This is a genomic window from Pseudomonas sp. xss_2 (assembly GCF_043104195.1).
In the GTDB taxonomy this organism is placed as follows: domain Bacteria; phylum Pseudomonadota; class Gammaproteobacteria; order Pseudomonadales; family Pseudomonadaceae; genus Aquipseudomonas; species Aquipseudomonas urmiensis.
In genome coordinates this window covers 132,257-146,139 of the sequence record NZ_JBICKL010000057.1, presented here as the reverse complement: position 1 = coordinate 146,139, position 13,883 = coordinate 132,257, and the positions used below count along the sequence as shown (strand labels likewise).

Annotated in this window: 12 protein-coding genes; 8 read left to right on the top strand and 4 right to left on the bottom strand. The window is 61.1% G+C overall.

Annotation, left to right across the window (positions count from 1 at the left end; genetic code table 11):
- Window positions 1-48: 48 nt before the first annotated feature.
- Together rnhA and ACF8K2_RS14165 are read right to left on the bottom strand one after the other, a co-directional pair.
- On the bottom strand, window positions 49-495 hold the full coding sequence (gene rnhA, locus ACF8K2_RS14170) for a ribonuclease HI (RefSeq protein ID WP_186555747.1): 447 nt from the start codon (window positions 493-495) through the stop codon (window positions 49-51).
- A 23-nt stretch (window positions 496-518) separates the two neighbouring features.
- The gene (locus ACF8K2_RS14165; protein ID WP_392465350.1) at window positions 519-1,298 is read right to left on the bottom strand and encodes a class I SAM-dependent methyltransferase; all 780 of its coding nucleotides are present in this window, start codon (window positions 1,296-1,298) and stop codon (window positions 519-521) included.
- 85 nt (window positions 1,299-1,383) lie between these two features.
- Here ACF8K2_RS14165 and gloB point away from each other — a divergent pair, with 85 nt between their 5' ends.
- The 7 genes from gloB (at window position 1,384) to ACF8K2_RS14130 (ending at window position 11,232) form a co-directional block, all read left to right on the top strand.
- Complete coding sequence (gloB, locus tag ACF8K2_RS14160) at window positions 1,384-2,163, top strand: hydroxyacylglutathione hydrolase (protein WP_392465349.1); 780 nt, start codon at window positions 1,384-1,386, stop codon at window positions 2,161-2,163.
- 100 nt (window positions 2,164-2,263) lie between these two features.
- Complete coding sequence (locus tag ACF8K2_RS14155; protein WP_264234937.1) at window positions 2,264-3,691, top strand: lytic transglycosylase domain-containing protein; 1,428 nt, start codon at window positions 2,264-2,266, stop codon at window positions 3,689-3,691.
- Window positions 3,692-3,838: 147 nt separating this feature from the next.
- Window positions 3,839-5,668 (top strand): extracellular solute-binding protein, encoded by a 1,830-nt coding sequence (locus ACF8K2_RS14150; protein WP_392465348.1) that lies wholly within the window; start codon window positions 3,839-3,841, stop codon window positions 5,666-5,668.
- Window positions 5,665-7,524, top strand: a complete 1,860-nt coding sequence (locus ACF8K2_RS14145; protein ID WP_392465347.1) for an extracellular solute-binding protein — start codon at window positions 5,665-5,667, stop codon at window positions 7,522-7,524. Before ACF8K2_RS14150 ends, ACF8K2_RS14145 begins: the two co-directional genes overlap by 4 nt.
- 1 nt (window position 7,525) lies before the next feature.
- On the top strand, window positions 7,526-8,599 hold the full coding sequence (locus ACF8K2_RS14140; protein ID WP_186555742.1) for a microcin C ABC transporter permease YejB: 1,074 nt from the start codon (window positions 7,526-7,528) through the stop codon (window positions 8,597-8,599).
- A gap of 1 nt (window position 8,600) precedes the next feature.
- On the top strand, window positions 8,601-9,620 hold the full coding sequence (locus tag ACF8K2_RS14135) for an ABC transporter permease (protein WP_186555741.1): 1,020 nt from the start codon (window positions 8,601-8,603) through the stop codon (window positions 9,618-9,620).
- A gap of 1 nt (window position 9,621) precedes the next feature.
- A complete protein-coding gene (locus tag ACF8K2_RS14130; RefSeq protein ID WP_392465346.1) occupies window positions 9,622-11,232 on the top strand; it encodes an ABC transporter ATP-binding protein in 1,611 nt (536 codons plus the stop codon).
- Window positions 11,233-11,455: 223 nt separating this feature from the next.
- Here the strand turns inward: ACF8K2_RS14130 and ACF8K2_RS14125 are convergent, their stop codons facing one another.
- On the bottom strand, window positions 11,456-11,884 hold the full coding sequence (locus ACF8K2_RS14125; RefSeq protein ID WP_392465345.1) for a hypothetical protein: 429 nt from the start codon (window positions 11,882-11,884) through the stop codon (window positions 11,456-11,458).
- On the bottom strand, window positions 11,862-12,875 hold the full coding sequence (locus ACF8K2_RS14120; RefSeq protein WP_392465344.1) for a polymorphic toxin type 44 domain-containing protein: 1,014 nt from the start codon (window positions 12,873-12,875) through the stop codon (window positions 11,862-11,864). The genes ACF8K2_RS14125 and ACF8K2_RS14120 overlap by 23 nt, the downstream gene beginning before the upstream one ends.
- A gap of 746 nt (window positions 12,876-13,621) precedes the next feature.
- Between ACF8K2_RS14120 and ACF8K2_RS14115 the strand changes: the two genes are divergently transcribed.
- Complete coding sequence (locus ACF8K2_RS14115) at window positions 13,622-13,864, top strand: hypothetical protein (RefSeq protein WP_392465342.1); 243 nt, start codon at window positions 13,622-13,624, stop codon at window positions 13,862-13,864.
- Window positions 13,865-13,883: the final 19 nt, after the last annotated feature.

The window sequence follows — 13,883 nt, the reverse complement described above, 5'->3', positions numbered from 1 at the left end:
GTGGCTCCAACTGGTACTTCGAGGGAAAGCCGGCGATTGTACCCCAGCTCAGCGCTTGGCGCGTACCTCGTCGACGCCGCGATTGGCCAACTGGTCAGCGCGTTCGTTGCCAGGGTGGCCGATATGCCCGCGCACCCATTTCCAGGTGACCTTGTGTCGGTTGACCTGCTCGTCGAGCTCGCGCCACAAGTCAGCGTTTTTCACCGGTTCCTTGGCCGCGGTCTTCCAACCGCGCTTCTTCCAGTTGGCCATCCACTCGTTGATGCCCTTCATCACGTACTGCGAGTCGGTGGTCAGCACCACCTCGCACTCACGCTTGAGCGCCCGCAGGCCCTCGATCGCCGCCATTAGTTCCATGCGATTGTTGGTGGTCTCGAGCTCACCGCCCCACAATTCCTTTTCGACGCCTTTGTAGACCATCAGCACCCCCCAGCCACCCGGGCCAGGGTTGCCCTTGCAGGCGCCATCGGTGTAGATCTCGATGCTATCGCTCATGTACTGCCTTAACTCGCTGTGGATTATCGACCGGGATGGCGCTCCCGCTGGCTAGTTGCCTCGCGGTTGACCTTGGCCAGCGGTAACGGCAGCAACTTACCCATTGGCTCGCGCCGCTCCAGACGCAGCGGCCGCAGGCCGACCACCATCTTGCGCGCCACCAGCAGGTAGACCCCGCCACCAGAGGTTTGCCAACCGCCGGCCATCCGCTCCCAACCGGCCAGGCGTTGTTGCCAGGCCGGCGAGGCCAGCGGCGGACGATAGCAGCCGAAGCGGCGTTTCTCCAGCGCAAAGCCGAGCAGGTTGAGCCAGTCGCCGACCCGCGACGGCGAGATGCAACGCGCCTTGCGCAGCGCCCCATGGCTGAAGAAATGACGCATGCCCCAGCTGCTCCACGGGTTGATGCCCACGATCAGCAAATGGCCACCCGGGCGCACAGCGCTGGCCGCCTCTCGCAGCAGGCCATGCGGCGACAGGCTGAAGTCCAGGCCATGCTGCAGCACCACCACATCGGCTGCGTGCTCGGAGAGCGGCCAGGCCTGTTCTTCGCAGACGATCTCGACCCCCGGCAGCGGCGCGCCAAGGCGCACGTTGCGGTGCACCTGTGGAGCACTGGGCGGGGTTTCGGCGCAGGGGCCGTAATGCACCAGGTAGCCGCCGAAGAAGCGCGCCAGTTCGTCTTCGAGCAGCTTTTCTTCCTCGCGCAGCATCAATTGCCCCAGGGGGCCCTGGAACCAGTCGCGGGCCAGGCTGATCAGTTCGATCCAGTCAGGATCGGCCTGGGCAAAGGCTTGGTCGGTCATTGCGTTTTCCCTCCAAGGTTCTCCCGCCGCGCCATCGCGGCTAAGATGCCCTCATGTCCCACGCCAGATGATTCGGATCCGCACCATGATACAGATCGATGCCCTACCCGCTTTCTCCGACAACTACATCTGGTTGTTACAGGATACTGCCAAACGCCAGTGCGCGGTGGTCGATCCCGGTGACGCCGCGCCGGTGCTGGCTTGGCTCGAGGCCAACCCCGACTGGACGCTGACCGACATCCTGGTCACTCATCACCATCACGATCACGTCGGCGGCGTCGAACACCTCAAGCAGGTGACAGGCGCGCGCGTTTGCGGCCCGGCTGCCGAAACCATCCCCGGCCGCGACCTGGCCCTGCAGGACAATGCCCAGGTTACCGCGCTGGGCCTGAGTTTCCAGGTCATGGCGATGCCCGGCCATACCCTGGGACACATTGCCTATTTCACCACGCAGACGCCCACCCCCCTGTTGTTTAGTGGCGACACCCTGTTCGCGGCCGGTTGTGGCCGCTTGTTCGAGGGCACCCCAGAGCAAATGCACCACTCCCTTGAGCGGCTGGCCGCCTTGCCCGCCGCAACCCAAGTGTACTGCGCCCACGAATACACCTTGAGCAACCTGCGCTTTGCCAAGGCTGTAGAACCAGAAAACCCGCACGTTGTCGCACGCTTTGCCGAGGTTAGCCGCCTGCGTGAGCAAGATCGCATCACATTGCCATCAACGATCGGCTTGGAACGCTTGACCAACCCCTTCCTGCGTACCGCTGAAACATCCGTTAAACAAAAAGCAGACGAATGGAAGGGTCTTTCAAACGTAGGCCAAGCCGCTGTTTTTGCTGCCTTGAGGTCTTGGAAAGACGGCTTTTGATAACCTCAAGATATATCGCAATTGGTCCTCAAAGGTTGACCGGGCGGTAAGCGGTTCCTAGAATCGCCGAAATTTTTTGCCCGGATACCCGTCCCAGCCGATGTCTTCCCGTAGCCGCAGAACCTCGCAATCCGTCGCTTTGACGCGCCTCGCACAGATCAGTGCGCTGGCCCTGGCCGCCACTTTGGTGGGCTGCCAGAGCACCCGTCAGGTTGACGAATCCGAAAGCGTTCGCGCGCACAACTACCAGGCTCGGATCAAGCACAAACCGGCGCCGCTGATGGTCAAGCCCAAGGAGCAAGCACCCCAGGATGTCTGGGAGCGCATGCGCCAGGGCTTTGCCCTGCAAGACAGCATCGACGTCAACCCGCGCATCGAACAGCAGCGCCTGTGGTTCGCCAGCAACCCACGTTTCGTTGAAACCGCCGGCGAGCGCGGCAGCCTGTACCTGCATTACATCGTCGAGCGCCTGGAAGAACGCGACATGCCACTTGAGCTGGCGCTGCTGCCGGCGATCGAAAGCGCCTACAACCCGATGGCCTACTCGCGGGCCCACGCCGCTGGCATGTGGCAGTTCATCCCGTCCACCGGGCGCCACTTCAACCTGCGTCAAACCAATTTCTACGATGGCCGCCGCGACATCACCGCGTCGACCAATGCTGCGCTGGAATACCTCACCCGCCTGCACGACATGTTCAACGGCGACTGGCTGTTGGCGCTGGCCGCCTACAACGCTGGTGAAGGCACTGTCAGCCGGGCGATCGAGCGTAACGAAAAGCTCGGCCTGCCGACCGATTACTGGAACCTGCCCCTGCCGCAGGAAACCCGCGACTACGTGCCCAAGCTGCTGGCGCTGTCGCAGGTGGTGTCGACGCCTGAGTCCTACGGCGTCAACCTCAACCCGATCGCCAACGAGCCCTACTTCGAGGCCGTGGCCATCAACGACCGCCTGGACCTGTCCAAGGTCGCCGCCTTCGCCAACATGGACGAAGACGAACTGATCCAGCTCAACCCCGCGTTCAAGAAGCGCATGACGGTCGATGGGCCCAAGCAGTTGCTGGTGCCTACCGCCAAGGCGCAGTTGCTATCGGCCAGCCTGTCCAACCTCAACCCCGAGCAGTTGGTCAGCCTGCAACCGCGCAAAGCGGTGTTCGAGGCTGCGGTGGCTGAAGCCAAGGCGCCTGCAGCGCGTAGCTACCGGGTCAAGCGCGGGGACAACCTGGGCAGCATTGCCAAGGCCAATCGGGTTTCGGTCAAGGACATCCAGCGTTGGAACCGGCTCTCGGGCAACCGCCTGAAAGCTGGCCAGGTTCTGGCCCTGCGCGGCGGTAATGCACCTTCGGCTGCCGGCAACCGGGTTGCGTCGTCCAAGCAGCGCTCGACCCAGTACAAAGTACGCAAGGGCGACTCGCTGTACCTGGTGGCCAAGCGCTTCAATGTCGAGATGCAGCACCTCAAGCGCTGGAATCCGCGTAGCGGCCATGCGCTCAAACCCGGCCAGACCCTGACTGTCTACCTGGGCCATTGAGGCAATTGGGGCTGCTTTGCAGCCCCACGTTAGCAACAGCACCCCATAGCGCTGCGGTCTCCCCGCTCCCAGCACTCTTTTTCCAACCCCGCCAAGCTGTTACTGTAGCCCGACCAAAGCCCAAAGCCCTCTGGATCGGATGCCGACTTGATACGTCCCCTCCTGCTGTCATTCAGCCTGGCCTTGAGCTTTCCCGCAGGCGCGATGGTGAGCGAAAGCCACGGTTACGCGCAGTTCGGTACGCTCAAATACCCGGCCACCTTCACCCACTTCGACTGGGTCAATCCGCAAGCGCCCAAGGGCGGTACCTTGCGGGCCATGGCATTCGGCACCTTCGACACGCTCAACCCTTACACCTTCAAAGGCTCAAGCCCGGTCACCACGCCAAACTTCCTGCAGTACGGCATCAACGAGCTCAACGAGACGCTGATGGTCGGCACCGGCATGTACGACCCGTCTGGCGACGAACCCACCTCCAGCTACGGCCTGATCGCCCGCTCGGTCGAGTACAGCGAGGACCGCAGCTGGGTGGTGTTCAACCTGCGCCCTGAAGCACGCTTCCACGATGGCAAACCGATCACCTCGGCGGACGTGGCGTTCTCCTACCGCACGCTGCTCAAGGACGGCCACCCGCTGTACCGCACCAACCTGCAGGAAGTGCAACGGGTCGATATCCTCGGGCCGTTGCGCATCCGCTTCGTGTTCAAGCGCGCTGGCAACCCTCTGCTGATCCTGCGCCTGGGCGAAATGCCGGTGTTGCCCAAGCACTACTGGCAAAAGCGCGACTTCAAGGCGACCACCTTCGAGCCACCGCTGGGCAGCGGGCCGTATCGCATTTCTGAAGTGCAGCCAGGCCGGCGCCTGGTGTTCACGCGGGTCAAGGACTACTGGGGCAAGGATCTGCCGGTCAACCGCGGCAAGTACAACTTCAACCGCGTCGAATACGAGTTCTATCGCGACGCCACCGTCGCCTTCGAGGCGTTCAAGGCCGGTGAGTTCGACATCTACATCGAGCACCAGGCCAAGAACTGGGCCAACGGCTACAACTTCCCGGCGGTGCGCCGCGGTGAAGTGATCAAGGCGCAGATCCCGCATCGCATCCCGACCCAGACCCAAGGCCTGTTCATGAACAGCCGCCGGGCGACCTTCAGCGACCCGCTGGTGCGCCAGGCGCTGGGCCTGATGCTCGACTTCGAGTGGACCAACCGCGCCCTGTTCAGCAGCGCCTATCGCCGCTCGACCAGCTACTACCCCAACACCGAGTTTGCCGCCACCGGCCTGCCGACCGGCAAGGAGTGGCTGCTGCTGGCGCCGTTTCGCGAGCAACTGCCGGCAAAGCTCTACACCGAGCCGTACAAGGTCAGCCACACCGACGGCAGCGGCGTCAGCCGGCAAACCCTGCGCCAGGCCCTGGCGCTGTTCGCCCAAGCGGGCTGGAAGCTCGATGGCCAGCGCCTGGTAGACGCCAAGGGCAAGCAGCTGCGCATCGAGCTGTTGCTGGTCAACCCCAACCTTGAACGGATCCTGCAACCTTATGTCGAAAATCTGGCAAGCATCGGCATCGATGCGCGCTTGCGCACCGTGGACCGCGCCCAGTACAAACAACGGCTGGACCAGTTCGACTTCGACATGATTCTGATGACCCTGAACCAGACCTTGAGCCCCGGCCTTGAGCAGTGGCTGTACTTCCATTCCAGCCAAGCCTCGACCAAGGGCAGCAAGAACTATGCTGGGGTCAAGGACCCGGTGGTCGACCACCTACTCGACACCCTGCTCGCCGCCCGTACCCGCGACGACCAGGTCGCCGCTGCGCGCGCCCTGGACCGGGTACTGTCGTGGCACTACTACATGATTCCCAACTGGTATCTCGACAATCACCGCTTGGCCTACCGCAACCGGTTCGCCTTCGTCACCACACCGCCCTACACCCTGGGCTTGAACAGCTGGTGGCTCAAGACTTCGGAGAAAGCCAAATGATGCCGACCCACAGCCTGCGCCGCCTGGCTGGCGGCCTGCTGCTCGCCTGCCTGAGCGTGACGGCGATGGCCGCGCCGCAACACGCCCTGACCCTATACGATGAGCCGCCCAAGTACCCGGCGAGCTTCAAGCACTTCGACTTCGTCAACCCCGACGCGCCCAAGGGCGGCACCTTCCGCCAATCCAGCTTCGGCGGTTTCGACAGTCTCAACCCATTCATCAACAAGGGCGTGCCTGCAGAAAACATCGGCAGCATCTACGACACCCTGATGCGCCAAAGCCTGGATGAGCCTTTCACCGAGTACGGCCTGGTGGCCGGCAAGATCGAAAAGGCCCCGGACAATAGCTGGGTACGCTTCTACCTGCGCCCCGAAGCGCGCTTTCACGACGGCCAGCCGATGCGCGCCGACGACGTGGTATGGACCTTCAACACCCTGGTCAGCAAAGGCGCGCCGCTGTACCGCGTGTACTACGGCGACGTCGCCGAAGCCGTGGCAGAGAACCCGCTGACTGTACTGTTCAAGTTCAAGCACAAGAACAACCGCGAGCTGCCGCTGATTCTTGGCCAACTGCCGGTACTGCCCAAGCACTGGTACGCCGAGCGCGACTTCACCCGGGGCAACCTGGAAATCCCGCTGGGCAGCGGGCCGTACAAGATCGCCCAGGTCAAGGCCGGACGCTCGGTGCGCTACGAGCGGGTCAAGGACTATTGGGCCAAAGACCTGCCGATCAACCGCGGCTTCTACAACTTCGACGCCATGACCTTCGACTATTACCGCGACAACACCGTCGCCCTCGAAGCGCTCAAGGCCGGCCAGTTCGACTACATGCTGGAAATGACCGCGAAGAACTGGGCCACTGCCTACAACGTGCCAGCGGTGCGCGAAGGCCGGCTGATCAAGGAAGAGCTGCTCAACGGCAACCCGGTCGGCATGCAGGGCTTTGTCTTCAACCTGCGCCGCCCGGTATTCCAGGACATTCGCGTACGCCAGGCGCTGAGCCTGATGCTCGATTACGAGTGGACCAACAAGCAGCTGTTCAACGGTGCCTACACCCGCACCGGCAGCTACTTCGAAAACTCGGAAATGGCCGCCAAGGGCCTGCCCTCGCCGGCCGAGCTGAAGATCCTCGAACCGCTGCGCGGCAAGATCCCCGAGCAAGCCTTTAGCGAAGCCTTCCACAACCCGGTCACCGACGGCAGCGGCATGATCCGCGAGCAACAGCGCAAGGCTTACAAGCTGCTGCAAGACGCCGGCTGGAAGATCGTCAACGACAAGATGGTCGACACCCAGGGCAAACCGGTGAGCATCGAGTTCCTGGTCGCGCAGACCGAGTTCGAGCGCGTGCTGCTGCCGTTCAAGCGCAACCTGGCCGACCTGGGCATCGAGCTGAGCATTCGCCGCGTCGAAGTCCCGCAGTACATCAACCGCCTGCGCTCGCGCGATTTCGATATGATCGTCAGCGGCTTCCCGCAGTCCAGCTCGCCAGGTAACGAACAGCGCGAGTTCTGGTCAAGCGGCGCCGCCGACAACCCCGGCAGCCGCAACTTCATCGGCCTGCGCGACCCGGCCATCGACCAACTGGTCGAAGCGTTGATCAACGCCGACTCCCGCCAGAGCCTGATCGACCACGCCCGCGCCCTCGACCGGGTACTGCTGTGGGGCTACTACGTAATCCCCAATTGGCACATCAAGACCTGGCGCGTGGCCTACTGGAACCACATCGGCCACCCCAAGGTATCGCCCAAGTATGACGTTGGCATCGACACCTGGTGGATCAAACCCGACGTCACCCCGGCAGTGACCGCGCAGCCTGCACAGCCGGCAGACGCCGAACAACCTGGCGAGGCGAACTGACATGCTCGCCTACATCCTGCGCCGTTTGCTGCTGATCATCCCAACCCTGCTGGGCATCCTGGTGATCAACTTCATCATCGTCCAGGCCGCCCCCGGTGGCCCGGTCGAGCAAATGATCGCCAAGCTCGAAGGCTTCGACGGCGCCACCAGCCGCATCGCCGGCGGCGGCGCCGAAGTCTCGGTGGCCGGCTCCAACTACCGTGGCGCACAAGGCCTGGACCCAGCGCTGATCGCCGAGATCGAGCGCATGTACGGCTTTGACAAGTCGCCGCCCGAGCGGCTGTGGATCATGATCAAGAACTACGCCCAGCTCGACTTCGGCGACAGCTTCTTCCGCGACGCCAAGGTCATCGACCTGATCGCCGAAAAGATGCCGGTGTCGATCTCGCTCGGGCTGTGGAGCACGCTGATCATGTACCTGGTGTCGATCCCCCTGGGGATCGCCAAAGCGGTGCGCCACGGCAGCCACTTCGACGTCTGGACCAGCTCGGCGATCGTCGTCGGCTACGCCATCCCGGCGTTCCTGTTCGCCATCCTGCTGATCGTGTTGTTCGCGGGCGGCAGCTACTTCGACTGGTTCCCGCTACGCGGGCTGACCTCGAACAACTTCGAGGAGCTGTCGACCACCGGCAAGGTGCTCGACTACTTCTGGCACCTGGTGCTGCCGATCACCGCGCTGGTGATCGGTAACTTCGCCACCATGACGCTGCTGACCAAGAACAGCTTCCTCGACGAGATCAACAAACAGTACGTGGTCACCGCCAAGGCCAAGGGCCTGAGCCGACCACGGGTGCTGTACGGGCACGTGTTCCGCAACGCCATGCTGCTGGTGATCGCCGGCTTCCCCTCAGCGTTCATCGGTATCTTCTTCACCGGCTCCCTGCTGATCGAGGTGATCTTCTCGCTCGACGGCCTGGGCCTGATGAGTTTCGAAGCGGCGATCAACCGCGACTACCCGGTGGTCTTCGGCACCCTGTTCATCTTCACCCTGCTCGGGCTGGTGGTGAAACTGATCGGCGACCTGACCTACACCCTGGTCGATCCGCGCATCGACTTCGCCAGCCGGGAGCACTGACATGGCCCTGTCCCCTCTCAATCGCCGGCGCTTCGAGCGCTTCAAGGCCAACCGCCGCGGCTGGTGGTCGTTGTGGTTGTTCATCATCCTGTTCGGCCTGAGCCTGGGCGCCGAACTGATCGCCAACGACAAACCGATTGCCGTACGCTACGACGGTGAGTGGTACTTCCCGGCATTCAAACGCTATCCAGAGACCACCTTCGGCGGCGAATTCCCACTCGAAGCCAACTACAAGAGCCCGTACATCCGCGAGCTGCTGGAGAAAAAAGACAGCTGGGTGCTGTGGGCGCCGATCCCGTTCAGCTACCAGAGCATCAACTACGACCTCAAGGTCCCGGCGCCCGCCCCGCCCTCGGCGGATAACTGGCTAGGCACCGACGACCAGGGCCGCGATGTGCTGTCGCGGGTCATCTATGGCTTTCGCGTATCGGTACTATTCGCCCTGACCCTGACCGTGCTCAGCTCGATCGTCGGCGTCATCGCTGGCGCCTTGCAGGGCTTCTACGGCGGCTGGGTCGATCTGGCTGGCCAGCGCTTTCTGGAGATCTGGTCCGGCCTGCCGGTGCTGTACCTGCTGATCATCCTCGCCAGCTTCGTGCAACCCAACTTCTGGTGGCTGCTGGGGATCATGCTGCTGTTCTCCTGGATGAGCCTGGTCGATGTGGTGCGCGCCGAGTTCCTGCGTGGGCGCAACCTCGAATACGTGCGCGCTGCACGCGCCTTGGGCATGCGCAACGGCGCGATCATGTACCGGCACATCCTGCCCAACGCGATGATCTCGACCATGACCTTCATGCCGTTCATTCTCACCGGCGCGATCGGCACCCTGACCGCGCTGGACTTCCTCGGCTTCGGCCTGCCCGCCGGCTCGCCCTCGCTGGGCGAGCTGGTCGCCCAGGGCAAGTCCAACCTGCAAGCGCCGTGGCTGGGCATCAGCGCCTTCGCCGTACTGGCGCTGATGCTCAGCCTGCTGGTATTCATCGGCGAGTCCGCCCGCGATGCCTTCGACCCGAGGAAATGACATGAGCGAACACAACCTGATCGAAGTCCGTGATCTTGCGGTCGAGTTCCTCAGCGGTGACCAGGTCAACCGCGTGGTCGACGGCATCAGCTTCGACATCCGCAAAGGCGAGACCCTGGCCCTGGTCGGCGAAAGCGGCTCGGGCAAGTCGGTGACGGCGCACTCGATCCTGCGCCTTTTGCCCTACCCGCTTGCCCGCCACCCCAGCGGCAGCATCCGCTATGGCGACAAAGACCTGCTGCAGCTGGGCGAAAAGCCCATGCAGCGCATTCGCGGCAACCGCATCGCGATGATCTTCCAAGAACCAATGACCTCGCTGAACCCGCTGCACAGCATCGAAAAGCAGATCAACGAGATCCTCCTGCTGCACAAAGGCCTGACCGGCAAGCAAGCCACCGCGCGCACCCTGGAGCTGCTTGAGCTGGTCGGCATCCCCGAACCACGCAAGCGCCTCAAGGCCCTGCCCCATGAGCTGTCTGGCGGCCAGCGCCAGCGGGTGATGATTGCCATGGCCCTGGCCAACGAGCCGGAGCTGCTGATTGCCGACGAACCGACCACTGCGCTCGACGTCACGGTGCAGTTGAAGATCCTCGACCTGCTCAAGGAGCTACAAGCACGCTTGGGTATGGCCCTGCTGCTGATCAGCCACGACCTCAACCTGGTGCGGCGCATCGCCCATCGGGTGTGCGTGATGCAGCGCGGCAAGATCGTCGAACAGGCCGAGTGCGCCACCCTGTTCAGCGCCCCGCAACATCCCTACACGCAGATGCTGATCAACGCCGAACCCAGCGGCCAGCCCGCGCAAAACCCGGTGGGCGCCCCGCTGCTCGAGGTCGATGACCTGCGCGTGTGGTTCCCGATCAAGAAAGGCCTGTTGCGGCGCACCGTCGATCATGTCAAAGCGGTCGATGGCATCAACTTCAGCCTGCCCCAGGGGCAGACCCTGGGCATCGTTGGCGAGAGTGGCTCGGGCAAGTCGACCCTGGGCCTGGCGATCTTGCGCTTGATCTCAAGCCAAGGCGGCATCCGCTTCCACGGGCAGAACCTGGAAAGCCTCAATCAGCAAGAAGTGCGACCACTGCGACGGGAAATGCAGGTGGTGTTCCAAGACCCGTTCGGCAGCCTCAGCCCACGTATGTGCGTGGCGGATATCGTTGGCGAAGGCTTGCGGATCCACCGCATTGGCACGGCTGAGGAGCAAGAGGCGGCGATCATCTCGGCGTTGCAGGAAGTGGGGCTCGATCCAAGCACTCGTCATCGCTATCCGCATGAGTTTTCCGGCGGGCAGCGGCAGCGGATTGCCATTGCCCGGGCGTTGGTGCTCAAGCCGGCGTTGATTCTGCTCGATGAGCCGACCTCGGCGCTGGATCGGACTGTGCAGCGGCAGGTGGTGGAGCTTTTGCGCTCGCTGCAGCTTAAGTACAACCTGACTTATCTGTTCATCAGCCATGACTTGGCGGTGGTCAAGGCGTTGAGCCACCAGTTGATGGTGATCAAGCATGGGCAGGTGGTGGAGCAAGGGGATGCGCAGGCGATATTTCATGCGCCGCAGCATGCGTATACCCGGCAGTTGTTGGAGGCGGCGTTTTTGGAGGTTGAGGCGGCTGTATAGGTTTTGTAGAAACTCTGCATCTAATTACAGCCTAACTTAAGATCTTCGGAAGCCGCTACCAGCTGCATTTATTCAAGCAAACTATTAATGACCACCCTTGCCCTACCAATCGGAACAAGGCCGCTCCTTGATGCCGTATCACCACCTTCACGAGGGCAACACTGGCACAGTGGGCAGTCTTGTTCCGCAATGGGCTTCGAAAACTTTGTCCTGCAGGTCTGGCCTACGGAAGCGTAGCGTGAAGATCGAACTTCACGATATTCAGCTCCCCGTGGGTCTTGAAGTAGGCCCTATTGTGGAAGTCGTAGATAGTCGCACTGGTGCGCAGCTTCACCGTGATGCCTTCAACACCACGAACTGCACCAGTACTTTGTGTTACCAGGAAGGGCGTAGCCTTTTTTGTTTTTTTTAAGACTGCCTCCTCACTGGCCTGAAGGTCCATTACAAAGTACCGATAAACGTAGGGGACAGTCGCGCCCCCTGAGCCATAAAGGACTTCATAGATGGCACCGCCTTCACCCACCGGTGTGACAGCTACGACTCGGTCAGGGTCTGGTCGTGCCGGGCTGGATGCATAGATGTACAGCATCTGCCCGAAACAAACGACCACCAGAGCCCAGAGAGTCCATTTAATAGCCTTGAGATTTTGCATAATCGATACCTGCTTTGATCCATGCTTGGTCAACTGGGTCATCACCGTAGGGCGCAGCCGCCCACCACTTGTCAAATTCGGCCTGTGAAGTGCCCGCAACCGTTTGTGCGGCCCCGGCAGCCCGCAATAACACCGCTGCTGAGATTCCCGCCGCAGTCCCTACAGCGCCATAATTGAAGTTGCCAAAACTCGCGTACTGACCGCCGCGCTGCTTGTAGTCCCAGTCTCCGCGATTTCGGACTTTTTTATAGAACCAGCTGAAAAGAAACGCTGTACCGCCGTTCTTGAAGTGCTCCTTCTGTGCTTTCGACTCCTTCAGATTGTTCTCCATAGAGACGCCTGGCGGTGCCACCGGGTATTGCTTAAGACGGATCTGTTTCCTCGCAGCATTCAGATCGTCAGCTGCACGCTTGGCCTGAGCGCTTGCGATGGCCTCCAGTGCACTCCCGCGCAGTTGCAGGCGCCGCGCCATCTCCGTGTAAACCTGGGCCAGCCTGGCGGCTTGCAGGCCATTTGCCCAATTGGCGAGGCGCAGTTGGTCTACATACACCTGATAGCCATTGGCATGTACGAAGGTGTTCGATCGGGCGCTTTTGCGATCAATTACATTTCCATTGAACAGGCCCTTCGAGGATGAGGATTTCTCGTTGGCCTTGGATTGCTTGGTCAAATAGAGCTTAACGATGATGTTCTTTTCTTGGGTAACGGTTTTCTCTGACGTAGACAGATTCATCGGCGTATTCAGTCCACCAGCATCCTTGATTTCCTTATCCAGTTCAGCGTCGATGGCGGCCATGTTTTTCTCGTGGTGCTGGTTGATTTTGGTCCATTTGTCGCTGATCCAGCTGTCTACATATTTCGATGCGCGAATCAGCCACTGCAGGGTGTCTTGGGCCTGAGGATCTATTGGCTCCACAAGAGGGCGATCGTTAATCGGCGAAAAATCAGGGCGACGTCCAGTGATGGTGGTCGCGGGTAGTTCATCCGGCATTTATAAAGTCCTTTTTGGCGTATTTGCTGCAACAGCCAACTGCTTTCTGTGCGTTGTGGCGGCGTCGGGATAGGCGCAGCGCTTATGAGAAAAAGATATAAAAAATCAGCAATTTCAACAACTAACATCTATGAACCTATCGCGATTCAATTGCAAGTGGTATTAATTCCCATCTAAATCAATGGGTAGAGGTTCTCGGGTGGGGATTAGCCTGCAGGCCAGTTCCCGACAACGTGGCGCCAGCGGTCTTGACGCCTAGCTCTCGAGATTGGACCTCGGAAGGGAGGGGGTTATGAGTGCGTTGAGCAGCCGCGCAACACGCATTAGTTGATTGGCAGCTTTGAGTCCAATGCTGCTGCCATCTACAGCCTTGAGATGTTGACTAAACATTGGGCGGTCTTGTGAATTACCTTGAGCGTCCACGAGCCCTAAGATGGCGCTAGAAAATCAGATTAAACCCCTTCCTTGTAGTCCATTTCCCAAACATACTCCCGCCGCCCTTTTTCCGTTGCGGTCGCTCAGACAGCGCTCTAGTCTCGGCCGGTCGCTGAAAAGCAGCGATCGGCTTTGACAGGCCGCAACGAAATTCAGGGCATTGCTGCAGCTCAATGGCAGCTGTGCTTGGGGCACGTTCGCGTGCGCCGGTTTTCCTGTATTTCACCGGTCTGTCAACCCATGCACAGCTGCCACCCACTTGTTTGACAGCAAGTCGGTGGTAGCACCTGACCGAAATACAGGAGCTGCACATGCTTAAGATCGTTCCCGATCCACCCCAAAACCTTCACTCTCTCGAAGACACCCTCCTCCAAGCCACCGAGTACGCCCTGTGCGCTCAGACTGTGGTGCATCACGCATTTGCCTTACTGCCCAAGTCCCCCGTCTCGGCTTTGATGATGGCCTCGATGCATGAGCTTGAGGCGCTGCGGGAGTTGCTTGAATCGGCGCTGATTCAGGTGCAGATGCCGGCTGAGGCGCGGGCTGTGCATTGAGACTTTAGAGCGTTGCTGG

Bases quoted from the DNA above. Each gene is read 5' to 3' on its own strand.
- ACF8K2_RS14140 (WP_186555742.1), top strand. From the start codon at position 7,526: ATGCTCGCCTACATCCTGCGCCGTTTGCTGCTGATCATCCCAACCCTG.
- ACF8K2_RS14155 (WP_264234937.1), top strand. From the start codon at position 2,264: ATGTCTTCCCGTAGCCGCAGAACCTCGCAATCCGTCGCTTTGACGCGC.
- ACF8K2_RS14125 (WP_392465345.1), bottom strand. From the start codon at position 11,884: ATGCAAAATCTCAAGGCTATTAAATGGACTCTCTGGGCTCTGGTGGTC.
- ACF8K2_RS14120 (WP_392465344.1), bottom strand. From the start codon at position 12,875: ATGCCGGATGAACTACCCGCGACCACCATCACTGGACGTCGCCCTGAT.
- ACF8K2_RS14115 (WP_392465342.1), top strand. From the start codon at position 13,622: ATGCTTAAGATCGTTCCCGATCCACCCCAAAACCTTCACTCTCTCGAA.
- ACF8K2_RS14145 (WP_392465347.1), top strand. From the start codon at position 5,665: ATGATGCCGACCCACAGCCTGCGCCGCCTGGCTGGCGGCCTGCTGCTC.
- ACF8K2_RS14165 (WP_392465350.1), bottom strand. From the start codon at position 1,298: ATGACCGACCAAGCCTTTGCCCAGGCCGATCCTGACTGGATCGAACTG.
- ACF8K2_RS14130 (WP_392465346.1), top strand. From the start codon at position 9,622: ATGAGCGAACACAACCTGATCGAAGTCCGTGATCTTGCGGTCGAGTTC.
- ACF8K2_RS14135 (WP_186555741.1), top strand. From the start codon at position 8,601: ATGGCCCTGTCCCCTCTCAATCGCCGGCGCTTCGAGCGCTTCAAGGCC.
- gloB (WP_392465349.1), top strand. From the start codon at position 1,384: ATGATACAGATCGATGCCCTACCCGCTTTCTCCGACAACTACATCTGG.
- rnhA (WP_186555747.1), bottom strand. From the start codon at position 495: ATGAGCGATAGCATCGAGATCTACACCGATGGCGCCTGCAAGGGCAAC.